The sequence below is a fragment of the Aminithiophilus ramosus genome, from assembly GCF_018069705.1.
Lineage (GTDB): Bacteria > Synergistota > Synergistia > Synergistales > Aminithiophilaceae > Aminithiophilus > Aminithiophilus ramosus.
Map to the genome: position 1 here is coordinate 1,290,632 of NZ_CP072943.1, position 21,279 is coordinate 1,311,910.

21 protein-coding genes are annotated in these 21,279 nt (G+C 64.8%); 6 read left to right on the forward strand and 15 right to left on the reverse strand.

Annotated features, from left to right (window positions below; genetic code table 11):
- Positions 1–130: 130 nt before the first annotated feature.
- The 3 genes from KAR29_RS05845 to KAR29_RS05855 all read right to left on the reverse strand — a co-directional run bounded on the left by KAR29_RS05845 (position 131) and on the right by KAR29_RS05855 (position 3,900).
- Complete coding sequence (locus KAR29_RS05845) at positions 131–1,456, reverse strand: saccharopine dehydrogenase C-terminal domain-containing protein (RefSeq protein WP_274374678.1); 1,326 nt, start codon at positions 1,454–1,456, stop codon at positions 131–133.
- Between the two features lie 66 nt (positions 1,457–1,522).
- The gene (locus tag KAR29_RS05850) at positions 1,523–3,055 is read right to left on the reverse strand and encodes a Na+/H+ antiporter NhaC family protein (protein ID WP_274374679.1); all 1,533 of its coding nucleotides are present in this window, start codon (positions 3,053–3,055) and stop codon (positions 1,523–1,525) included.
- A gap of 140 nt (positions 3,056–3,195) precedes the next feature.
- Positions 3,196–3,900, reverse strand: coding sequence for a GntR family transcriptional regulator (locus tag KAR29_RS05855; protein ID WP_274374680.1), 705 nt, complete (start codon positions 3,898–3,900; stop codon positions 3,196–3,198).
- 188 nt (positions 3,901–4,088) lie between these two features.
- Here KAR29_RS05855 and KAR29_RS05860 point away from each other — a divergent pair, with 188 nt between their 5' ends.
- Together KAR29_RS05860 and KAR29_RS05865 are read left to right on the forward strand one after the other, a co-directional pair.
- Positions 4,089–5,255: an MFS transporter gene (locus KAR29_RS05860; protein WP_274374681.1), complete on the forward strand. Its 1,167-nt coding sequence runs from the start codon at positions 4,089–4,091 to the stop codon at positions 5,253–5,255.
- Complete coding sequence (locus KAR29_RS05865; protein WP_274374682.1) at positions 5,252–5,821, forward strand: DNA-3-methyladenine glycosylase I; 570 nt, start codon at positions 5,252–5,254, stop codon at positions 5,819–5,821. The genes KAR29_RS05860 and KAR29_RS05865 overlap by 4 nt, the downstream gene beginning before the upstream one ends.
- Before the next feature lie 3 nt (positions 5,822–5,824).
- On the opposite strand, the gene KAR29_RS05870 is transcribed toward KAR29_RS05865, so the two are convergent.
- From KAR29_RS05870 to KAR29_RS05880, 3 genes are read right to left on the reverse strand one after another with little or no spacing between them, the layout of a single operon-like run.
- Positions 5,825–6,751 carry a universal stress protein gene (locus tag KAR29_RS05870; RefSeq protein ID WP_274374683.1) on the reverse strand — a complete coding sequence of 309 codons (927 nt, stop codon included), beginning with the start codon at positions 6,749–6,751 and terminating at the stop codon, positions 5,825–5,827.
- 34 nt (positions 6,752–6,785) lie between these two features.
- A complete protein-coding gene (locus KAR29_RS05875; RefSeq protein WP_274374923.1) occupies positions 6,786–7,307 on the reverse strand; it encodes a type 1 glutamine amidotransferase domain-containing protein in 522 nt (173 codons plus the stop codon).
- A complete protein-coding gene (locus KAR29_RS05880) occupies positions 7,307–8,491 on the reverse strand; it encodes a hypothetical protein (RefSeq protein ID WP_274374684.1) in 1,185 nt (394 codons plus the stop codon). The genes KAR29_RS05875 and KAR29_RS05880 overlap by 1 nt, the downstream gene beginning before the upstream one ends.
- A gap of 88 nt (positions 8,492–8,579) precedes the next feature.
- Here KAR29_RS05880 and KAR29_RS05885 point away from each other — a divergent pair, with 88 nt between their 5' ends.
- The 3 genes from KAR29_RS05885 (at position 8,580) to KAR29_RS05895 (ending at position 11,683) form a co-directional block, all read left to right on the forward strand.
- The gene (locus KAR29_RS05885; protein WP_274374685.1) at positions 8,580–8,942 is read left to right on the forward strand and encodes a hypothetical protein; all 363 of its coding nucleotides are present in this window, start codon (positions 8,580–8,582) and stop codon (positions 8,940–8,942) included.
- 223 nt (positions 8,943–9,165) lie between these two features.
- Entirely contained in the window at positions 9,166–10,383 is a 1,218-nt protein-coding gene (locus KAR29_RS05890; protein WP_274374924.1) for a BaiN/RdsA family NAD(P)/FAD-dependent oxidoreductase, read from the forward strand.
- Between the two features lie 115 nt (positions 10,384–10,498).
- The gene (locus KAR29_RS05895) at positions 10,499–11,683 is read left to right on the forward strand and encodes a type III PLP-dependent enzyme (RefSeq protein WP_274374686.1); all 1,185 of its coding nucleotides are present in this window, start codon (positions 10,499–10,501) and stop codon (positions 11,681–11,683) included.
- Positions 11,684–11,914: 231 nt separating this feature from the next.
- On the opposite strand, the gene KAR29_RS05900 is transcribed toward KAR29_RS05895, so the two are convergent.
- The 9 genes from KAR29_RS05900 to KAR29_RS05940 form a co-directional block, all read right to left on the reverse strand.
- Positions 11,915–13,102, reverse strand: a complete 1,188-nt coding sequence (locus KAR29_RS05900; protein ID WP_274374687.1) for an amidohydrolase — start codon at positions 13,100–13,102, stop codon at positions 11,915–11,917.
- 171 nt (positions 13,103–13,273) lie between these two features.
- On the reverse strand, positions 13,274–13,732 hold the full coding sequence (locus tag KAR29_RS05905) for a YbjN domain-containing protein (RefSeq protein ID WP_274374688.1): 459 nt from the start codon (positions 13,730–13,732) through the stop codon (positions 13,274–13,276).
- Between the two features lie 158 nt (positions 13,733–13,890).
- Positions 13,891–14,472: a GNAT family N-acetyltransferase gene (locus tag KAR29_RS05910; protein ID WP_274374689.1), complete on the reverse strand. Its 582-nt coding sequence runs from the start codon at positions 14,470–14,472 to the stop codon at positions 13,891–13,893.
- A 64-nt stretch (positions 14,473–14,536) separates the two neighbouring features.
- Positions 14,537–15,688 (reverse strand): nucleotidyl cyclase domain-containing protein, encoded by a 1,152-nt coding sequence (locus KAR29_RS05915; protein WP_274374690.1) that lies wholly within the window; start codon positions 15,686–15,688, stop codon positions 14,537–14,539.
- Positions 15,685–16,221, reverse strand: a complete 537-nt coding sequence (locus tag KAR29_RS05920; RefSeq protein ID WP_274374691.1) for a Fur family transcriptional regulator — start codon at positions 16,219–16,221, stop codon at positions 15,685–15,687. Before KAR29_RS05920 ends, KAR29_RS05915 begins: the two co-directional genes overlap by 4 nt.
- A gap of 6 nt (positions 16,222–16,227) precedes the next feature.
- Entirely contained in the window at positions 16,228–17,034 is an 807-nt protein-coding gene (locus tag KAR29_RS05925) for an MBL fold metallo-hydrolase (protein ID WP_274374692.1), read from the reverse strand.
- The gene (locus KAR29_RS05930; protein WP_274374693.1) at positions 17,031–18,515 is read right to left on the reverse strand and encodes a DUF4139 domain-containing protein; all 1,485 of its coding nucleotides are present in this window, start codon (positions 18,513–18,515) and stop codon (positions 17,031–17,033) included. The genes KAR29_RS05925 and KAR29_RS05930 overlap by 4 nt, the downstream gene beginning before the upstream one ends.
- Before the next feature lie 40 nt (positions 18,516–18,555).
- Positions 18,556–18,957, reverse strand: coding sequence for a cupin domain-containing protein (locus KAR29_RS05935; RefSeq protein WP_274374694.1), 402 nt, complete (start codon positions 18,955–18,957; stop codon positions 18,556–18,558).
- A 14-nt stretch (positions 18,958–18,971) separates the two neighbouring features.
- The gene (locus KAR29_RS05940) at positions 18,972–19,931 is read right to left on the reverse strand and encodes an alpha/beta hydrolase (protein WP_274374695.1); all 960 of its coding nucleotides are present in this window, start codon (positions 19,929–19,931) and stop codon (positions 18,972–18,974) included.
- 195 nt (positions 19,932–20,126) lie between these two features.
- Between KAR29_RS05940 and ychF the strand changes: the two genes are divergently transcribed.
- Positions 20,127–21,218, forward strand: a complete 1,092-nt coding sequence (ychF, locus tag KAR29_RS05945; protein WP_274374925.1) for a redox-regulated ATPase YchF — start codon at positions 20,127–20,129, stop codon at positions 21,216–21,218.
- Positions 21,219–21,279 lie beyond the last annotated feature (61 nt).

Below are 21,279 nucleotides of genomic sequence, written 5' to 3' on the forward strand. Positions count from 1 at the left end.
CGGGGAAAGACTGTCCGAGACGCCTCCTTCCACCTCCTCCGGAGGAAAGAACGGTCCTCTTCTGCCCGAGGGGGCCCAAGCCGAAGAGCCGCCCCTGAGGGGCGGCTCTTCGGCTTCAGGGCATGACGACTCAGCCCAGACGGTATTCCCGCTCCCGGAAGCGGACTCCCTCTTTTTCGAGAAGGGCCAGGGCGGGCTCGTAGACCTCGGGCAGGACCGGAGCCTGAACGCCTCGGGCCGAGACGGCTCCCCTGAGGATCAGAAGGGCGCCGATGGCGGGCGGAATGCCCGTCGTCCTGGCGATGGACGTCTCTCCGTCGGGGATGCCGTAGTCGACCAGGGTCGAGCGGCGCTCGACGGCGGAACCGTCGGGGCAGTCGACGACATAACGGTGCTCCATCACGACGAGATCTCTCTCCCCAGGCGCGAAGACGAGCTTTTCGGCGTAGAGGAAGGAAACGATATCGCGCAGGCAGCCCCTCTCAAGCGGAAGAGGACGTTCGTCGAGAAGCCCCAGCCAGCGAAGCTTCATGAAAACGGCCGAGAAGGGCTTGATCCCCAGGAAGGCCTGGAGGGCTCGCTCAAGGTCCTCGTCGGCGCCGGCTCCGATGAGCTGCCGCGTCAGTCCGGCGAAGGAGAGACCCCGGAAATCGCGCTCGTCGAGATCGAAGAGGTGAAGGTCCTGCATGGCGCAGATCGTCTCCGACCATCCGGGGAAGCGGAGCGTCCCCCGGTAGACGGTCCTGACCTCGGCCATGTCGTAGAGCTCGATGTAGGGGAGAGAGTCGGCGTTGGCGTACTGCTCGAACCAGCCGCACCCCTCGATGTCGATGAGAGAGGCCTTGCGGAAGGTCTCCCCGTCGGGCCAGACGACGACCTGCCCGTCCTGAAGGACGCGGGCCTCCCTCTTGCTGGCGCCGATGAGGCCCGAAGGGGCCCAGGACAGCTTGTAGCCGAAGGGATTGTCGTCGGCCTCCCGTGCCGGCAGAGCGCCGCACCAGGAATGGAAGGACCGGACCCTTCCGCCGGAGCGGTGGATTTCGTGGATCGTCTTCGCGGCCGACATGTGATCGATTCCCGGATCGAGACCGAGCTCGCAGAGGAGAAGGAGGTCCTTCTCGCGGGCCTTTTTGTCGAGGGCCCTCATGTCGTCCTTGATGTAGGAGGGATTGACGTAGTGGATCCCCGCCTCGACGCAGGCCGCGGCGACGGGAGCCATCATGGCCGCGGGAAGGAGGTTGATCAGGACGTCGGGTTTCGTCTCCGCCAGAAGCGAGGGGAGGTCCGACGCCACGTTCCGAACCAGTCCCGTCCCCCGGGGATGACCCCGAAGGACGTGGTCGACGTTGGCCCCGTCAAGATCGGCGACGGTCACCCGGATTTCGGGCTCCCTGAGCAGGTAGTGGACGCAGGGGCCGGCGACGCGTCCGGCTCCCAGTACGAGAACGTGTTTCACTTTCGATACACCTTCCTTTTTGCCGGCGCGAGGTTCCCTCGCGCCGGCGGATCATTGCCGGACCGATCAGGCCCTGGAGGCCCTGTGATCCGTCAGCTTCGCGCCCCAGATCCTGGAGAAGACGACGATCAAAAGCGCGACCAGCGCCAGCGCCAGAGCCAGGACGGCGGGAGAATGGATGAAACCGGCCGCGACATAGGAGACGAGGCTGGCCAGAGCCACCGTCATGGCGTAGGGAAGCTGAGTCTTGACGTGATCGATGTGGTCACAGGCGGCCCCCATGGAGGATAGCACCGTCGTGTCCGAAATGGGAGAGCAGTGATCGCCGAAGAGACCGCCGCTCAGCACGGCGCCGATGGAGGCGTAGAGGGGAGCGCCCAGGGCCTGCGACATGGGAATGGCGAGGGGGACGAGGATGGCGAAGGTCCCCCAGGAAGATCCCGTGGCGAAGGAGATGGCCGCTCCGGTGACGAAGAGGAGGGCCGGCACGGCCCAGGCGGGGACGTTCCCTTGGGCGAGAGCCACGATGTAGTTGGCCGTTCCCAGCGCCTTGCAGACCGAACCCAGGGCCCAGGAGAGGACGAGGATCATGAGGATGAAAACGATCTCCTTCGTTCCGTCCATGTACATCTTGAAGGCCTCGGCGCCCGTCTTGACCTTGTGACGGACCATGAGGAACATGCAGGTCACGGCGCCCATGAAGTAGCCGAAGCAGAGGGCCGAGCGCAGCACGGGACCGGGAGCGGGCTTGAAGGGAAAGCCGTGGGGAATGAGCAGTCCGAAGATGCAGACGAAAAGGACGATGAGGGGAATGATCATCATCGAGGCGTTGGCCCTGTTGTCCCGGTCCTGATTGATCTCCACGGCGGGACGGGCCGGCTTGGCGTCGGGCCAGAGAGGCTGGCCCGTCTCGAGGGTCCGTTTCTCGGCGCGGTACATGGCGCTGAACTCGAAGCCGAGGAGGGCGACGAGGGGGATCATGAAAAGGGTCCCAAGGGCGTAGAACTGGAAGGGAATGACCTTGACGAAGGCGGCGAACTCCGATTCGACGATGCCCAGGGGCTCGAACTCCTTCTTGATGAGGCCCATGATGTAGATGCCCCACCCGATGAAGGGAACGAGGATGCAGACGGGAGAGGCCGTGCTGTCCAGGAGCCAGGCCAGCTTCTCGCGGCTGACGCGGAGCTTGTCCGTGATGGGCTGGAAGGTGGGGCCCAGGATGAGGGGGTTGCCCGAGTCGGAGAAGAAGATGGCCAGACCGCCGAACCAGACGGCCATCTGGGCGCGGCCCCGGGTGTTGATCCAGCCGGCGACCTTGGCGGCGAAGGCGTTGGCCCCGCCCGAATGGGTGATGACGCCGACGAAGCCGCCGATGAAGACCATCATGACGAGAAGACTGGAATTATAGCCGTCGGCGGCCTGCTTGAAGATGTAGTCCTTGATGAAAAGGGTGAGGGCCTCGATGGGATTCCAGCCCGCCAGTGCCAGGGCTCCCAAAAGACCTCCGAAGAAAAGGGCCGTGATGACGTTTTTGTAGCGGATGGCCAAGATGACGGCCACCAGAGGGGGAAGAATGGAAAAAATGCCGTAATGCTCCACCTGTAACGCCTCCCTTTTTCCCTGCATGGCCTGCAGGGGTTCTGCGGCCCGCTTCGGCAGGAACGTCTTCCTCCCCTACCTCCTCTCTCGACGGGAAAACCCTGAGAAACGGGACCTTTCATGCGGCCGAGGGCCGCTCCTTACACGTAGCGGGCCGGCTGGAGCCCCGTCGTGGGAATCAGGGGCATCCGCCGCGTCATGAGAGAGTAGGTCGTCAGGATGTGGGCCTTCATCGTCACCTCGGCCAGGGTGCCATCACCGGCCGAGATGGCCTCGACGATGCGCTCGTGCTCCTGGCAGCTGCGGGACTGGGAGGGGTCCCGGAGGGGTTTTTCGGGCTCCTCGGGAACGTAGAAACGGTCGAAGAAAAAGATATAGAGCTCGGAGCGCCAGAAGGTCTGTCTGGCAAATTTCTCTATGTAGGGATTGCGGGCCATTGAGGCCACGACGAGATGGAAGGCCTTGTTGATCTCCGTATACTCATGGAGGCGCCCCGCCCTGTAGTGCTCCTTCTCCCGCTCCAGAAGATCGCGGACATAATCGACGTCCCTCTCCGTTCGGGCCGTCGCCGCCTCGAGAGCCGCCTTCCCCTCCAGGTAAATACGGGCCTTGAAAATATCCCGCATGTCCTCGGGCGTCAGCCTGGGCACATAACACCCCTTCCCGTCCTGAGCCTCCAGGAGACCCTCGGCCACAAGCTGCCTCATGGCGTTTCGGATCGGCGTGCGGCTGAGGCCGAGCGACTGGGCCAGCTCCGTCTCGACGAGACGGTCTCCCGGAGCATAGGCACGGGAGAGAATCAGCTCGACGATCTTCTGATGGGCCCGCTCTTCCGCTGTCGCCATGTTTATTCATTCCTTTCACTAAGTCGTATCCCGAACTGGATTCGACATTGATACTAAAGGCCACAGCATCGGCTGTCAAGTACACTAGACGGGCTTTTCCCGCCAAGGGCTCCGTCTGTCCCGGGGCTGTTTTTCGTCTTTCAGGCGGTGTATGCTTGGAGTCGATCTCTCGGAGGGAGTTGCATCGCATGGCCGGCTACGGAGCTCTGCTCCTCCGCCTGACGGCGGCCAATTTCGCCGTCAACGGCGTGAGCAACACCTATTATCTTCTCGCGGCCTACCTGACCTGTCTCGGCCTCGACGACCCCAAGGCGGCCGGTCTTGTCCTGAGCAGCTACTACGCCTCGTCGACTCTCTCCCGCCCCCTCGTGGGCTGGCTCGTGGAGCGTCTTCCCTTCCGCTCCAGCTTCCTCCTCGGCGCCACCGTCCTTTTGGCCTGCTCCCTCGGTCTGGCCCTCTCCGGCCCCTCTCTTTCGCGACTTCTCTTCTGGCGATCCCTCATGGGCATCGGGGCCAGCCTTTTCGTCGTCGCCCTCACGACGTACCAGACGCTCTGCGTCCCCGAAAGCCACCGAGGCTCTTCCTTCGCCCTCACCTCGGCGGGGAGCATCGCCCCCCTCGTCACTCTCGTCCCTCTGGCCGAGCTCTTTCTGACGAAGGGGCTGCCCTTCGCCTACGCCCTTCTCCCCGTGGCCGCCTCTCTTTGCTGCCTCTTTCTGGCCTTTCCCTTCCGAGGCGACGAAATGCCCGTCGAGACGGGAGAGCGGCCCGGCAGCTACGGCGAGGTCTTCAGACACCGTCCCGTCCTGACCCTATTCCTCTCCGTGACCCTTTTCTCCCTCACCGACGCGGCCATGCTCTCCGTCACGGGGCTGGCCCACGCCAAGGGCCTCCTGGCCTCGGGCTTCATCTCGGCCAACGCGGCCGTCTCCGTCCTGATTCGCCTCACCGCCTTCCGCCTCATGGATCGCCTTCCTCGGATGAGCCTCGTGGCTCCCTCTCTCGCCCTGACCTCGTCGGGCCTCATCCTGGCCTCTTTCGCCTCCTCGAACGCTCTTTTCACGGCCTGCGGCGCCCTTTTCGGCCTGGGCATGGGCTTCGGCTTCCCCATGCACCTGGCCCTCATCGGCGACGTGGCCCCTCGCCCCCTGCGCGCCAAGACATCGTCGATGGTCTGGTTCTTCATGGCCTGCTGTTTCTCCCTTTCCCCCCTGGCCATCGGCCACATGGCCGCCCTCTCCGGCTACGAGGGAGCCTTCCGCCTTTTCGGCGGGAGTCTCCTCCTGGCCGCTCCCGGCCTCCACTTTCTCCTTTGGCGGCCTCTGGCGGCGGACCGGACGGCGACGGCCCGATGAGAGGCGATCTCGTCCGCTGTCCCTGGGCCGAAGGCGATCCCCTTTACGAGGCCTATCACGACGAGGAATGGGGCGTCCCTCTACGGGATGACCGGAGGCTTTTCGAATTCCTGATCCTGGAGGGCGTCCAGGCCGGGCTGAGCTGGATCACGGTCCTGCGCCGCCGCGAGGCTTACCGGAGAGCCTTCTGGGATTTCGACGCCGAGAAGATGGCCTCCATGGACGACGGCAACGTGGAGCGGCTCCTCGGGGAGAGCGCCCTCATCCGCAACCGGCGCAAGATCGAGAGCGCTCGCTCCAACGCCTGGGCCTTTCTTTCCCTCGTCGAGGCGGAGGGATCCTTCTCGGATTTCCTCTGGAGTTTCGTCGACGGAATCCCCGTCAAAAACCGCCGGATCACGATAAAGGAAATCCCCGCCTCGACGCCTCTTTCGGGGCGTCTCAGCGGGGAGCTGAAGCGACGGAACTTCTCCTTCGTGGGACCGACGATCTGCTACGCCTTTCTCCAGGCCGCAGGTCTTGTCAACGACCACCTCGTCAGCTGTTTCCGCTACGACGAGGTCTGACGGTCAGGACTTTCCCCCCGTCGGAAGCCGATAGACGAGGACGCTGGCGGGACTGTAGCGGACCACCTTGGCCGATACGCTTCCGAGGAGGAACCCTTCGAGGGCACTTCCGACGCCCCTGTCTCCGACGATGACGAGATCGGCCTTCTCCTTCTCGGCCTTGTCGATGATCGTGGCGTGGGAACGTCCCACTTCGACGCGGGAACGACAGAGGGGAAGATCTCCCTCCCTCTCTTTGGAGAGATCGGAGAGGAGGCGGTCCATGTTCGCCTCGGCGACGTTGCGGGCGCGGGCGTAGTACTCGGGGCCGACGGTGAAGGACCCCCAGTAGGTGTGAGTCGCCTCGGTGACCTCTTCGACGACGTGGAGGAAAAGCACCTCCTCGGCACCGAGAAGGCGGGCCTGGTCGAGACCGAAGGAGGCCACGGAGCGGCTCTCCTCCGTTCCGTCGAGGGCGATCAGGACCTTGCCGACCCGTTCCAGTCCGGGACGGACGACGAGGACGTTGCAGGGAGCATAGGGGACGACCTTGGAGGCGACGCTTCCGAGGAGGAGGCGCTCCCATCCCGAGAGACGGCGATGTCCCAGCAGGATGAGGTCGACGCCCAACTCCCTGGCCCTGCGGACGATGACCTCGTAGGGCCGGCCGGTGATGATCTTGACCGTCCAGGGAAGGGACTCCTCCTCCTCCAGATTGGCCCGGACCATTTCCTCCACTTTGCCCAGGACCTTGGCCTCCACCTCGCCGCGGGGATCGGCGGCCTCGTCGAACTCGGCGGCCAGAACGGGATATTCCACTTTGGAGTCGACGACGTGGAGGATTTCGAGGCTTCCCGATCCCTCTCTCGCGGCCCAGTCCAGGGCCTGGCGTATCACGAGGGGACTGGCTTCGCTTCCGTCGACACAGGCGAGAATCTTGTCGAATTTCATGACATCCCTCCTCTCTCCACTGAACGGGCCCCCCTCAACGATCGAGGAACTCGATGATGGCCCGGCAGAATTGGGGCAGATCGTCAGGCCTGCGGCTGGAGACCATGTGGCGATCGCACACGACGGGCTCGTCGAACCAGAGGGCGCCGGCGTTGACCAGATCGTCTCTGATGCCCGGCGTCGACGTGCAGCGGAACCCCCGGACGATGCCCGCCGAAATCGGGATCCATCCGGCGTGGCAGATATGGGCCACGAGCTTGCCCCTCTCGTGAAAGGCCCGGGTCAACTCCAGGACCTCAGCGATGCGGCGCAGCTTGTCGGGAGCGAAGCCTCCGGCAAGGACCAGCCCGTCGAAATCCCCTTCGGCGACGTCGGTCAGGGCCACGTCACTCCTGGCGGGATAGCCGTTCTTGCCGCGGTAGAGCTTCCCGGCCTCGGGGGCGGCGACGACGACTTCAGCCCCCTCCTCGACGAGCCTGAGCTTGGGATACCACAGTTCCAGGTCCTCGTAGACATCCTCGACGAACATGAGAACCCTCCGACCCTTCAAACGCATCACGGCCTCTCCTCCTTTCCCTCCTCAGCGCAGGAGACGCTCCTCCCGAAAAGGGGAACCTTCTCCAGCAGCTGCTCCAGCCGCCGCTGTCCTCTCAGTCGCCTCCAGCTTTTCCAGATCTGGAGGGAGGCGAAATCGTTATCCAGAATGCCGATCGCGGCGTTGAGGCTGCCGACGGCATCGAAGATCTCCTGGGGAAAGAAGAGGATCCGGTCCGTCTCGCCCGGAGCGGGACGGGAGGGAGCGAAGAGAAGGGCGCCCCTCTCACCGACGAAACGGGTGATGACGAACTCTCGGCAGCCGGAGATGTCGACGAGGGCCGAGAAACGCTCCCGCCGGCTGTAGCCCCTCTCCTGGAGGTGGACCTGACCGTCGAAAGCCCGTTCGTAGGCCAGGCTGTCCAGGTAGGGCCGAAGGCGCATGAGCCCTCTCACCTCGGCGAGAAAGGCCTCCTCCGAGGGAAGGTTGAGCTTGGCCGCTTGCATCCTCCCTCCGGAAGCGTAGTAGGCCTGCCAGAGGGAATCGGAAAGATCGCACTCGACGCCGCTGGACCCGTCACGAAAACCGAGCAGAACCCCGGCAAGAGCGATCATGAGGGGACGCAGCCAACGCTCGGGGTCGATCAGTCCCAGCTCGCGGACGAAAGGCATGGCGGCCATCGATCCCCGTGCCTCCTGGGCCGTCAGCTCCACGGCGGGCCAGGGGCTGTCCCCGGAGAGAAAGCGTTCCAGCAGGGGACGCTCCTTCTCCCCCAGGGGGAAGGTATGTCTCACTTTCGCGTGGATCGCGCCGTGGGGGATGTAGGCCAGCCACAGCGTCTCCCGCTTCGAATCGGGCAAAAGGCGGCAGTCCGACTCCTCGACGACGAAGCGGGTGCGGTGAAGACGGCTCTGCATGACCCGAAAGGCCTGCCAGAAAAGGCTCTGCACGGCGACGGAGGAGAAAAACTGGGACAGAAGGGAACGCAGCGCCCCGTCGACTTCCTCGACGGAGAACTCCCGGCTGGGCCCCCGACCGCCCAGGACGACGGGGCGGGAGGACTCGAACCAGCCGAGACGGACGTTGCGGCGCTTCCGCGATTTGCCGTTGAGGAGGACGATCCAGGGCGTCTTTTCTCCGGCCAAAATCCGCAACGTCAACTCTTCGGCAAGAACAACCTCAGCCAGCACCTTGGCACGCTCCATCGGTCCACCTCCTTTCCGGTCGATCGCTTCCGATCGATCTTTTCGCATAGAATAGGGGGACTCCGCATCGGAAAGGACGTGACCGCTTTTGAAGAGATTCCACCCCGCAGCGCTCGCCCTCATCGCCGTCATCCTGGTCTGCCTCGTCACGGGCTACCATCTTTTCCAGAAGGCGATGGCCCGTTCCGAAGCCATCGTTCTCGTCAAGGAAAAGGCCCTGTCGCCCGAATACCTCCGGGCCTGGGTCAAAGAGGAGGAGGCCCGAGGACCGGTCAAGGTCACGGGATGGGGCGTCGTCGAGGGAGAACAGGCCGGAACCTTCATCGTCAGCTTCACCGTCGATCGCAAAGAGACCGAGAACGGCTCCGGCGGCGAGGAGGGATTCTGGTTCCGCGTCGACAACGCCACGAAGACCGTCCAGGCCGTCGCACCCAAGGGATCGAGCTACTGAAGCGCTCCTTAGGGGGCGGCGCTCCCCCTTCCCTCAAGAAACGGGCCCCGAGGCGCCCGGCCTCCCCACGAGAGGCGTCCGAGCCCCTTTATTATAGCCCACGAGCCCTCGCCTTCCAGCGCAGGAGCGGGGAAAAGGGAAATTTCCACCGGGCCTGTACGGAAGGAGCCTGATCACTCTGAAAACGGGAAGAGACTCACAGGACACCTGGGACCTCATCGTCATCGGAGGCGGGCCGGCCGGCCTTTTCGCCGCAGCCGAGGCCGCCGCAGGGGGGGAGAGGACGCTCCTCGTCGAAGGCAACGGGGAGACGGGCAAAAAGCTCCTCCTGACCGGCAAGGGGCGATGCAATTTCACCAATGCCGGTCTGTCGGCCCAGACGCTTCAGGAACCCTTCGGCCGGAAGGGGCGGTTCCTCCACACCGGGCTGGCCGCCTTCGGCCCCGAGGCCATCTGCCGTTTTTTCGACGAACGGGGGCTGGCCTCCGTCGTCGAACGGGGCAAGCGGGTCTTTCCCGCCTCGGGCGACGCACGGACCGTCCGCGACCTCCTCGTCGAAGAGGCGCGGAGACAGGGCGTCACCATCAGGACAAACCACCTCGTGCGGGAACTCCTGAGAGAGGACCGACGGATCGTCGCCGTCAGGACCTCCAAGGGAGAACTGAGAGCCCGACGGATCATCGTCGCCACGGGCGGCTGCAGTTACGGCCGGACCGGTTCCCGCGGCGACGCCTTCGGCTGGGCCCGAGAACTGGGCATCGACGTCGTCCCTCCCCGACCGGCCATCGTCCCCATCCGCACCGCCGAAAGCGGGGCCCTCAATCTCGACGGGCTGATCCTCCGCAACGTCGCTCTGGCCCTTTTCGTCGGAGGGAAGAAGACCGACAGTCGCTTCGGCGAGATGCAGTTCACTCCCTTCGGCATCAGCGGTCCCATCGCCATGGACCTGGCCCGTAACGTCGGCGAAGCCCTGGAGGGAAACGACGACGTCACCCTCTCCATCGATCTCAAGCCGGCCCTCGACGCCGCAAAAATCGACGCCCGACTGATCCGCGACATCGAAAAGCGAAAGGGCTATCCCTTCTCCTCCCTTCTTGCGGGACTCCTCCCCCGGGAGCTGATCGCCTCCTTCGTCGACCTCGCCGCCGTCGCCGTCGACCGTCCCCTCAACGGCATCACGAAAGAGGAGCGGCAGAGGATCGCCGCTCTCCTCAAAGGCTTTCCCCTGACGCCGACAGGGCTTCTGGGCTTCGATTGGGCTCTCGTCACCTCCGGCGGCATCTCCCTGAAAGAGCTCGATCCCCGGACGATGCGGGCAAAAGCCTGGGAGAACCTCCACTTCGCCGGGGAAGTCATCGATCTCGACGGCCCGACAGGGGGTTACAACCTCCAGGTCTGCTGGAGCACGGCCTTTCTGGCCGGCCGCGGGGGGACACGGTAAAATCAACGCAAAAATCACGAAAAATAGCTCGGGAACACATCCCTCACCTCTTGATCGGCAGAAAGACACCTTCTAAACTGAGGTCCGAAAGCAACTTCATCTGGGGGGGAACGGTGTGGAAGACGCTATCAGCTACGCCTTTGACCTTGAACGGTACACGACACCGGAACGATTCGAAAAGATCAAGGCCTTCGCCGCCGATAAGGAGACGCCCTTCGTCGTCGTCGACATCGACAGGATCTCCGAGAAATATGACGAACTCCGTCGTCTCCTGCCTTACAGCAAGGTCTACTACGCCGTCAAGGCCAACCCCCACGACGAGATCCTCAAGATGCTCATCGGCAAGGGATGCCGATTCGACATCGCCTCCGTCTTCGAGCTGGACCAGATGCTCCGCCTCGGCGCCAGAGCCGACGACATGAGCTACGGCAACACCATCAAGAAGGCCCGCCACATCGCCTACGCCTACGATCGGGGCATCCGCCTCTTCGCCACCGATTCCGAGGAGGATGTCCGCAAGCTGGCCGAAAACGCCCCGGGCTCGCGCGTCTTCTTCCGCATCCTCACCGACGGCAGCGGCGCCGACTGGCCCCTGTCGCGCAAGTTCGGCGCCCACCCCGACACGATCTACCGCCTCATTCTCCTGGCCGCCGAGCTGGGCCTCGACCCCTACGGCATCTCCTTCCACGTCGGCTCCCAGCAGCGCGACATCGGCCAGTGGGACCACGCCATCGCCACCTGCCGCTATCTCTTCGACGCCGCGGCCCAGGAGGGCGTTCGTCTGCGCATGATCAACCTCGGCGGGGGCTTCCCGGCCAGCTACGTGGCGCCGACGCACGACATGGAGCTCTACTGCCGCGAGATCACCCGATTCCTCGAAGAGGACTTCGGCGACCACGCCCCGGAGATCCTCATCGAGCCGGGACGGTCCCTCGTCGGAGACGCCGGGATCATGGTCAGCGAGGTCGTCCTCGTCTCGAAGAAATCCGAGTTCAACCAGTACAGCTGGGTCTATCTCGACGTGGGCAAGTTCGGCGGCCTCATCGAGACCATCGACGAATCGATCAAATACCCCATCTTCGTCGACCGCGAGAGCGCGACGACGAAGCAGATCATTCTGGCCGGCCCCACCTGCGACAGCATGGACATCCTCTACGAGGACACCAAGTACGAGGTCCCCGGCGAAATCACCGAGGGCGACCGCGTCTACATCTTCACCACCGGCGCCTACACGACGAGCTACTGCTCGATCAACTTCAACGGTTTCCCCCCCCTGAAGGCCCACATCTATCGGGGCTAGCAAGAGGACAGAGCACACGAAGGAGGAGAGGGGCCGTCGGCCCCGCTCCTCCTTCGTGCTTCCCCCTTTTCAGGAGATTCCCAGATACGAGGAGTCTGTCGGACCTCCCTGGAAAAAGTCGATTCAGCCTGATCGATAAAACTAAAGTTCTATTCTCAATAACGAATAACTTCTTTTAGGCGACACGAAAGGGCATCGATCCACGATCGTTAGACCAGGCCAGACAGACTTCTAGAGCTGGACGCCCCGATCCTTGTGGACAACCTTCCCGTCGATGAAGGTCGCGGCGGCCACGGTCCGGTAGTGGAGGGGATCGCCCGTCCAGAGGACCAGATCGGCCCGCTTGCCTTCGTCGAGGCTTCCTAAGGTCTCGGCGAGACCCAGGTGTTCGGCGGCGTTGATCGTCAGGGCGGCCAGGGCGTCGTCGGCATCGAGGCCCGCCCGCACCGCCTCGGAGGCCTGGGCCAGGATGAAGCGGATGGGGATGACGGGATGGTCCGTCGTCAGCGAAAGACGGACGCCGGCAGCCACGAGACGGGCGGCGTCGCCGATTTCCAACTCGGCCAACTCCAGCTTGGGCCGCGACGAAAGGGCCGGACCGTAGGCGACGGGAATCGCCCTCCCGGCCAGGATCGGGGCGATGCGGAGGCCTTCCGTGCCGTGTTCGAGGGTGATGGAGAGGCCGAACTCGTCGGCGATGCGCAGGGCCGTCATCATGTCGTCGGCCCGATGGGCGTGAACCCGCAGCGGCACCTCGCCGGAGAGGACGGAGAGGAGGGCCTCGGATTTGACGTCGAGCTCGCCCTCACGTCCCTTCTTCCCCTTGGCCTGGAGGCTTTCGCCGTAGCGACGGGCCTTCAGCAGGGCCTCCCGCAACGTGGCGGCCACGGCCATCCGCGTCGACGGCGCGGCCTTCTGGGCTCGGTAGACGTTCTTGGGGTTCTCGCCGAAGGCGGCCTTCATGGCCGAAGGCGCCCGGCGGATCATGGCGTCGACGACGGTCCCCTCCGTCCGGACGACGGCCCCCTGACCTCCGATGACGTTGGCGCTGCCCGGAAGGATCTGCACCGTCGTCACCCCGGCCCGGCGGGCCTCGGAAAAGGCCCTGTCCGCCGGATTGACGGCATCGACGACGCGCAGATGGGGCGTGACGGGACTGGTCATCTCGTTGCCGCTCCCCTCCTCCTCGGGAGCGCCCTCCTCCCAGAGTCCCAGGTGGGTATGGACGTCGATGAGTCCCGCCGTGACCCAGAAGGGACCGGCATCGATGACGTGACAGCCCCTCTTTTCGGCATCGAGGGCCTCCTCGTCGGAAAGGCGTCCCACCACAAGACCTCCGTCGAGCAGAAGATGTCCCCGTTCCCTTGTCCTCCGTCGAGGATCGCACAGAAGGCCGTTGCGCAGAAGAATTCCCGTCACGGCAAAGCTCCTTTCTCTCCCTTAAACGACAGGCCCCGATCTCCGGCGAACCGGGCCGAAGACGCTGCCACAAAGGCCCCACCACAGGCACAGGAGGCTCCTTCCAGGCCCCCGCCATGTCGGTGACAGCCCGAACCCGGACGAGAGGTCACGCCCGAACCCCGTCACGCCTCAAATGACCTCTTTGACGAAGGCCTCGAGCGACACGAGACAGGTCTTGAGAAAATCGGCGGCGCGATCGTCCGTCACGCCGCCGGCGAGGTCGAGGTCGAGCTCCAGATGGGGGTCTCCGTCGTCGTCGATGTAGGCCCTCGAAAAACGTTTGCCCTGATTCCAGGCGTTGACCCGCCGCAAGGTCGCGTCGGTATCGGTCCAGCCGCAGTGAAACTGGAGGGACTCTCCCCCGTCGAGGACGAAAAGCTGGGCACGATAGCCCATGATCTTGAAATGGCAGACCCCGTTCGGCTCGTCCGCCTCGGGCCTGTATCCCTCGCGGGCCAGCAGTTCTCTGGCCTGATGAAGCGTCATCTCCCGCCGGATCAGGCTCGAAGCCGATGCCGGAGCCGAAGCAAGGACCAGGGCCAGAACCAACAGAAAAGCGGCGGCAGGGAAAGACACAGGTCGTCTCATCGCAAATCCCTCCTCGATCGTCAGCGGGCCCGAGGCCCGTCGCGGCAAAAACCGGGGGCCCATCTCCTTTTCCAACCGTCGCAGGCCCGATAGGACCGCTGAAGGCTCCGCTTCCGCTGGCCCTCCTCTCTTTCGGTTCCCCCGTTCCAGGAGGACCGTCAGGGTCGAGTCTTCTCCCTCCTCCACTCCTCGCGGAGGAGGGAGAAGACCCACTGGTCCTGATGACGCCCTCGGGCCCATTCATAGGCTCGCAGCGTCCCTTCGAGCGTGAAGCCCATTTTTTTGAGGAACCCCCAGGAAAGGCGATTGCCCACGGTGACGAAGGCCTCGACGCGATTCAGGTCCATCGTCTCGAAACCGTGTTCCAGGGCCGCCGAAACGGCCTCTCCCATGAAACCCTGGCGCCAGTAGAGCGAATCGAGCTCGTAACCGATTTCGGCCCTGTGGTGTTCACGCCTCCAGTTATGAAAGCCGCAGGTGCCCAGGACGGTTCCTCCGTCGCGCAGACAGACGGCCCAGCGGATGCCCAGTCCCGCCCCGTGGAGTCCTCTGAGCGTTTCGATCATCTCGCAGGTCTGCTCCATCTCCGTAAAGGGGTCGAGAACCATGTACTCGATGACGCGGGGATCGGTCCATATCTCGTTAAGGCGTCGGGCCTGGCCGGGATCGAGGGCCTTCATGTCCAGCCGCGCCGTCGAGATCTCGGGGAAAACTCCTTCCAGGGATCGTTGCCTTTCCATCGTTTTCGCCTCCGGGAAAAGTAGAAATGACTCCGGACGGGCCGGGCATGGAGCGACGAAGGAATCAGAGGTTCTGAGTGATCGAGGCCTCAAGTTGGCTGAAGAACTCCTCCAGGGTCAGCACGCCGTTGCCGTCGTAGAAGGCGATGCCCGTCTTGAGAACCAGGAAGGGGCCACTTGCCGCCTCGAGACCGAAGACCTTGGGCTTGAATTCCAGGGCCATCTGCTTCAGTCGCGACGAAAATTTCCGTGCTCCCGCCTGAGGCGTCTCCGGCAGCAGAGCCAGGAGCTCCTGCGGTCCCAGACGGAAGAGCGGCTCGGAATCGCGCAGCGTCAAGGCGACCTCACCCAAGAAGAGGTCGAAGATCTCCTGCCGTTGGGCCTCGCCGAGAGAAAGCTGAAGGGGACCGATCTGGTCGGGGCGGATCAGAACGGCCGAGAGCCATCGCCGGTAGCGACGGGCCCGGGCCAGCTCCTCGGCGGCGCGGAGAAGCCCTCTCTCGCGTCCTTCCACCTTGTGGGGTACGGGCTCGGGATCCCGATCGGCTTCGACTTGAGGCACCGGCGAAGGGAGCTGCTTTTCGACGAGCAGGGCAAGAGCCATCCCCTGGGCGCGGAGAAGATCGTAATCCCGATCGCCCAGGGAGAACCTCCCCTCGGCGAGGATCCTTCCAAAGAATTCCGTCGTCGTCTGCCCCGACGTCGCCGCCAGGGCGAGAGCGGCCTCATTGGCCAGGAAGGTCGTCTCCTCACCCGATCCGACGTCGAAAAAGGCCGGGAGAGGGAGCGTTTCAAGGAACGACGTGACGGGAAGGGCCGGCGGGCCCTCTTTCTTTTCGACGATGGGGGGGCGGAAGGACGGGGCCGAGCGGGAAAGGGACAGGATCAGTCCCGTCGCCAGGAGAGCCAGGCCGATCCAGCTCCATGCCGCTGAGGTGCCCAGGTAGGAGGGAAGAGCCGTCAGGACGATCCCCTGACAGAGACACTGAAGGGCGGAACGGGAGAGAGAGAGGCCCTTCAGGCGGGACAGGAGGTCGCCTACGGCCAGAAAAACATAGGCCACCAGGAAGGCAATCCAGAGAGCCGGCGCCCCTCCGGGCGCCTCGGGTCCCTCCCCCCCGAAGAAGACGAGCAGGACGACGAGAAGGAGGGAGAGGGAGGGAGGCACGGTCAGAAAATCCCAAAGACCGGGCCGCTCAGGAGAGGAAGGCTTCAACCCTCGTTGCCTCCCCGGATCCTACGGCAGCGGCGATTGCCGCGACCGCGACAGATCTTGCCGCAGGGGGCCACATCGACGCTCTCGTCGGAAAGGCAGCGGCGACATTCGGCGCAGACGCCGGCGATCTCGAAGGTCTGAGGCAGAAGAATGAAACCGCTTCCCTCCATCCAACTCCGGACGAGGGCCTCTTTCTCCGCCTCGTCGGGAAGGTGGACCGTCTTGCCGCAGAAGCGACAGTAGAGATGGACGTGCATCCTCTCGTCGGGAACTTCGTAGCGGCTGAACCCCTCTTCGAGGCTGATGCGGTTCAGCATGCCGAGGCCCACGAGCAGCTCCAGCGTACGGTAGACGGTGGCGAACCCCACCGTGCCGTCCCGTTCCTGGACGAGATCCATGAGTTCCCTGGCGTTGAGATGACGTCCCAGATTGTCGAGAAGGGTTTCGATGATGACCCGCCGCGGCGCCGTGAGACGCAGACCCTCTTCCCGAAGGCGCTCCAGATAGGCGGCCAGCTTGTCGGCTTCCTCCATGACCGTTCAGAGCTCCAGGACCGTTCCGGCGGCGGCCCACCGGACGTCGTGAAGAACCCGTTCCATGGCGCAGAGCGCCTCAAGGCCCGTACAGTGGCAGGGACGCCAGAGGGAGACCTCATAGGCCGCAAGGGCCTCGATCACCCTCTCGACGAAAGGACGATCCTGTCCGGCCATGTGCATCCCGCCGGCGACGGAATAGAAGCGCCTTGTCCCGAAGGTGCGCGCCACCTTTTCGAGGATATTGGCCGCCCCTCCGTGGGCACAGCCGAAAAGGACCGAATACCCCCCGGGTCCTCGGAGCACCAGTGAAAGGTCATCGGCCATGGGGTCCGGCCCCGTTCCCCTTTCGTCGCGCAGAAGGAGCCGGGGCGTCGAAGGGACGAGGGCCCGATCACGCTCCTCGGGGGAGGTCGTCACGGCCCAGAGGCCTTCGACGATTTCGACGACGCCCTCGACGGGGCGGAAATCGACGGCGTGGCGCGAAAGCTGGCAGCCGACGAACGAGCGCTTCCCGCCCCGGTAGGCGATCTTCTCGCCCCAGAGGGCGGGATGTCCGTAGAGGGGGAAAGAGCCGAGAGAGGCCAGCCGGGCAAGTCCGCCCGTGTGGTCGGAATGGCCGTGGCTGGCGACAACGGCGTCGACGGCACCCAGATCGACGCCCAGAGTCGCCGCGTTGGCCAGGAGAGCCCTCCCGGCGCCGCCGTCGAAAAGCAGCGTTCCCCGAGGGGTCTCGATGAGGACCGAAAGGCCGTGTTCGGCCAGAAGGTCGCCACGACCACAGTGATTGTCGACGAGAAAGCGCAGCATCATGGCCGATCCCCTCCGTAGAAGACGATTTCGCCGTCACCGGGATAGGAGAGGCGGTAACGGACGGTGATCTCCGCCGAAGCCCCTCCTTCGAGAGTCAGCTCCCACGAGAGCCGTCCCTCTTCGTCCCGTTCCGTCGGTTCCGTCGAAAACTCGACCGATTCGACCTTGACCTTCTCGTTGGCGCTCACGGGCAGGCGATCCCGTACGGTCACGACCTGGGCCCGTGCCAGGCTGCTCGAAAGGACGAGGCGATAGCCCCTCTCGAGACGCCCCCGTCCCGTCCAGGCGCTCCCCTGGCGGGGAAGGATCTCTTCGCGAAGGACCTTGACCAGCGGTGACTGGCCGAAGGGAAGGTCGAGCTTCTGTCCGGCGCCGCGCTCGGAGATGAAGGTCCTCCCCGTTGGGCTCCCGTCGACGAAAAGTTCGGCCTGCCCGGCAAGAAGGGCCCGGTCGAGTCCGTCCGTCTTCCAGAGAAGCCAGGCCCGGGGCGACAGGTCGCCCCACAGGGTCAGGTCGGTCTTGCCCGCCAGGGAAAAGGTCTCGAGCTCGACGCGGACATCCGTGCCGTCGCCAGGAGCCTCGGTCTCCGCCGTCAGGACGACGTCCGTCACCGATTCGCGCCGCTCCCTTTCGTTCCCGTAGGAATCGAGGAGAACCGAGGGAGCCGAGGAGAGGGCCTCCATCCTCTTCGCCGCCCTAAGGGGCACGGCCACGTCGACGACGAGAGGGGGCAGTTCGGGCAGGTCGAGGTCGTTCCGCGGCGTTCCCGAGTGGAAGGCCACCTCGCCCCGCCAGGGCAGACCCGTCCTCTGGCTCAGGAGCCCGTCGAGACGCCAGTGCGTCTCCCCCGTCGAGGCGGCGAGATCGAGACGGTAAAGGGGACGCCAGGAGGCATGGGAAGACCAGCCCCTGACGACCACCTCTCCCTCGCCCCTCGTCGAGGCCGAAAAGATCAGGACCGATTCCACCTCGGGACGGCGCGAGGCGAGCAGGGCCTCCAGGGCTTCGCATTCGGCGAGGGCCGTCTTCTCCAGATCGGCCGTCTCGAGCAGGCGGAGCTCGAGCCCCTCGCGTTTTCTCTGAGCCCTGTCGACGAAGGCCTCCAGGTCGGCCCCGTCCTTCGCCTCGGGCAGCGCCTTTTCGAGATGGCCCGCGGCCTGCCTCAGGGCCGCCGACCGGGCGCGAAGGAGCTGAACCTGGGCCCGGGCGCGGTCGACTTCGTCGCGCAGGGGTCCCAGCGCGGGGGGCAGCCACCCGGGAGAGGGGCGCTCCTCGACGGTCCAGCGCAGCACCTCGGCGCCTCGGGATGTCACCGTCAGGGAATCCCGATCGAGCGTGGCCGGAAGCTCCAGCACCATCTCCTCCTCGGCCGGGAAGGAACAGGTGATCCAGGCGCCGCCGCCGTAGACATCAGCCCGGTCGACAACGACCTCGCCGGCCAGGGCCGGCGAAAAAGCCCCAAAGAACAGGAGACCCGTCAACAAAAAGGCGATCACAGCAGATCCCTTCCTTTCAAACCCGTCAGGAGAGAGGTTCTCCACCGCTCAGGTCCGTCTCTCCCTCGAAAAGAACGGTCTTCTCGTGGCGATAGCCGGGAGAGCAGATACAGAGAAAACGCAGGCCTTTCTCTCCGGCCGCGATGCGATGGCGACTTTCGGGAGGAATGAGCACGGCCTCGTCGACGGAAAGAGGCCGGGACCATCCCTCCACCTCCATCGTACCCGATCCTTCCAAAACATAATAGATTTCGAAAGTCCCCCGATGAAGGTGAATGATCGTCGTCTCGCCGGGGGCCACCGTCGCCTCGGCCAGGCTGTAGGGAAGGCCGGCGGCGACATCGGGATGAAAGATCTCGACGATGGACGATGCGTCGAGGGTCCGGTAGGCCCTGCCGTCGGCGGGGCTGAAAAAACGGGGTTCCATCTCCAACTCTCCTTTCAGGACAGGGCGATCGCCTCGACCAACCGTCGGACGATCAGATCCCTCTGAAAAAGCAGCACCGATCCGTGGGCGCCCGGCACCCGGTCGAGAGGGGGACGCCCCAGGGCCCGCCAGAGATCGACGCCGCAACGATAGGGAACGACGGGGTCCCAGCGGGTCAGGATCATTCGGACCCTCTCCCTCCCCACGAGAGGAGCGAAGGTCAGGGGATCGACGAGGAAAGCCGCCGAAGAGGGCCGGACGGAACGCCAGCCCCTGAGGGCCACCTGCTCCAGGTAGGCCCCGTAGGAAGCCGCTTCGACGAGGGCGGCGGCACGAAGGGCCGTGCCGCCGACGGGCAGGAAGAACCGCGCCGTGCCATGGCGGACGATGGAGGAAAGACCGCCGCCCGTAACGGCCAGGAGCCCTCCGTCGAGGGCCCCTTCCAGAGCCAGGGCGATGGTCCCCACCATTCCTCCCAGGGAGACGCCCAAAAGGCCCACCTTACCGTAGCGTTCCCGCCCCCATCGCGCCAGGGAGCGCACTTCGCTGACGGCCCCGTGGGCCACGGACAGAGCCTCGGCGACGGAAAGACGGGACATCCCGCCCAGGGCCGGGCCTCGTGCCCGGGGACCGTGGCCGGGAAGGAAGAGCAGGGCGCAGGCGACGCCCCTTTTCTGGAGCCCCCGGACGACACGTCCGTAAAGGCGCCAGAGAAGGCCCTCTACGGCGATGCCGTGAACGAGAACGACGAACGCCTCCCCTTCCGGCCAGAGGGCGGCCGAAGAGGGCAAAAGCGGGATTCCGCCCAGAGAGGGGGCGGGAGCCGTCAGCCACGAGGGGGCCTCGATGCAGGGTCTATCGGGAGCCGGCGCCGGGCGCCAGGCCACTTCGGCCTCGTAGAGACCGATCCAAGAGTCCGAGTCCCAATCCTGGAGCTCCGGAGAACCTCCAAAATCGCCGTCGGACCTCGTCATCGCCCTTCCTCCCGAGCAGATCTGATTCGTTGAAAATAACGGACCGACGGGGAAAAGTCAAAAGGCCCCAACCCCGCACCGCCGGACAGGGAGGGAATCGGCCCGTCCATCCCCCCACCGCCGCTCCATCCGTTAGAATAGGGATGGGGAGGTTCTCCTCTCCGAACCCACTGAAACCATCTTGAGGTGATTTTCATGCTGAGCTGTGGCATCGTCGGTCTGCCCCTCTGCGGCAAATCGACGGTCTTCAACGTCATTACCCGGGCGGGTGCCGAGGTCAAGCCCTACGCGGGAGGCAAGACGGACCCCAACAAGGCCGTCGTCTCCGTCCCCGACGCCCGTTTCGACTGGCTCGTCTCTCTCTTCTCCCCCAAGAAGGAGACACCGGCCTCCGTCGAATTCGTCGACCTCGCCGGCCTCTCCCAGGGAGCCAGCAAGGGGGCGGGACTGGGCAACGCCTTCCTCTCCTTCGTCGAAAACGCCGACGCCCTCGTCCACGTCGTCCGCGCCTTCGCCAACGACGACGTCCCCCATCCCCTGGACAGCCTCGACCCCCTCCGCGACTGGCAGACCGTCGAGATGGAGCTCATCTTCCGCGACCTGGCCGTCATCGAAAACAGACTGGGGCGCCTGGCAGGGAAGAAAAAGCTCCAGCCTGGCGAAGAGCAGGAACTTCCCCTTCTCGAACGATGCCAGGCCCACCTCATGGAAGAGCGTCCCCTGAGAGAGATGGTCCTGACGGCGGAAGAACGGGCTCTCCTGCGGGGATTCGCCTTCGTCACCCTCAAGCCCGAGCTCGTCGTCGTCAACCTCGACGACAGCCAGAGGGAAGAAAACGTGCCGGGCCTGGCCGATCTTCGGCAGCTGGGCAGGGAACGGAACTTCGAGGTCATCGGCGTCTACGGTTCCATGGAGATGGAGATGGCCGACCTCTCCGCCGAGGACCAGGCCGCCTTCATGGCCGATCTGGCCATCGACGAACCCGGCCGGAATCGCCTCATCGCCGGAGCCTACCGCCTGCTGGGACTGATCTCCTTCTTCACCGTAGGTCCCGACGAAGTCCGGGCCTGGACCCTCCACGACGGAGAAAAGGCCGTCGACGCCGCCGGGACGATCCACAGCGATCTGGCCCGGGGCTTCATCCGCGCCGAAATCGCCCACTACGACGACTTCGCCGCCCACGAGGGCTCGAAGGCCAAGATGAGGGAAAAGGGGCTCCTCAAACTGGAGGGGAAGGACTACACCGTCCGCGACGGCGACATCATCGAGATCCGCTTCAACGTCTGATCTCTCCCTGAAGCCCGTCCGATCCCGCACCCCCTCCCTGCGACGGGGGTTCCCTGTGGCC

Coding starts and splice junctions, on each gene's coding strand:
- KAR29_RS05855 (WP_274374680.1), bottom strand. CDS start 3,900: ATGGCGACAGCGGAAGAGCGGGCCCATCAGAAGATCGTCGAGCTGATT.
- KAR29_RS05860 (WP_274374681.1), top strand. CDS start 4,089: ATGGCCGGCTACGGAGCTCTGCTCCTCCGCCTGACGGCGGCCAATTTC.
- KAR29_RS05865 (WP_274374682.1), top strand. CDS start 5,252: ATGAGAGGCGATCTCGTCCGCTGTCCCTGGGCCGAAGGCGATCCCCTT.
- KAR29_RS05870 (WP_274374683.1), bottom strand. CDS start 6,751: ATGAAATTCGACAAGATTCTCGCCTGTGTCGACGGAAGCGAAGCCAGT.
- KAR29_RS05875 (WP_274374923.1), bottom strand. CDS start 7,307: ATGCGTTTGAAGGGTCGGAGGGTTCTCATGTTCGTCGAGGATGTCTAC.
- KAR29_RS05880 (WP_274374684.1), bottom strand. CDS start 8,491: ATGGAGCGTGCCAAGGTGCTGGCTGAGGTTGTTCTTGCCGAAGAGTTG.
- KAR29_RS05905 (WP_274374688.1), bottom strand. CDS start 13,732: ATGAGACGACCTGTGTCTTTCCCTGCCGCCGCTTTTCTGTTGGTTCTG.
- KAR29_RS05910 (WP_274374689.1), bottom strand. CDS start 14,472: ATGGAAAGGCAACGATCCCTGGAAGGAGTTTTCCCCGAGATCTCGACG.
- KAR29_RS05920 (WP_274374691.1), bottom strand. CDS start 16,221: ATGGAGGAAGCCGACAAGCTGGCCGCCTATCTGGAGCGCCTTCGGGAA.
- KAR29_RS05925 (WP_274374692.1), bottom strand. CDS start 17,034: ATGATGCTGCGCTTTCTCGTCGACAATCACTGTGGTCGTGGCGACCTT.
- KAR29_RS05935 (WP_274374694.1), bottom strand. CDS start 18,957: ATGGAACCCCGTTTTTTCAGCCCCGCCGACGGCAGGGCCTACCGGACC.
- KAR29_RS05940 (WP_274374695.1), bottom strand. CDS start 19,931: ATGACGAGGTCCGACGGCGATTTTGGAGGTTCTCCGGAGCTCCAGGAT.
- ychF (WP_274374925.1), top strand. CDS start 20,127: ATGCTGAGCTGTGGCATCGTCGGTCTGCCCCTCTGCGGCAAATCGACG.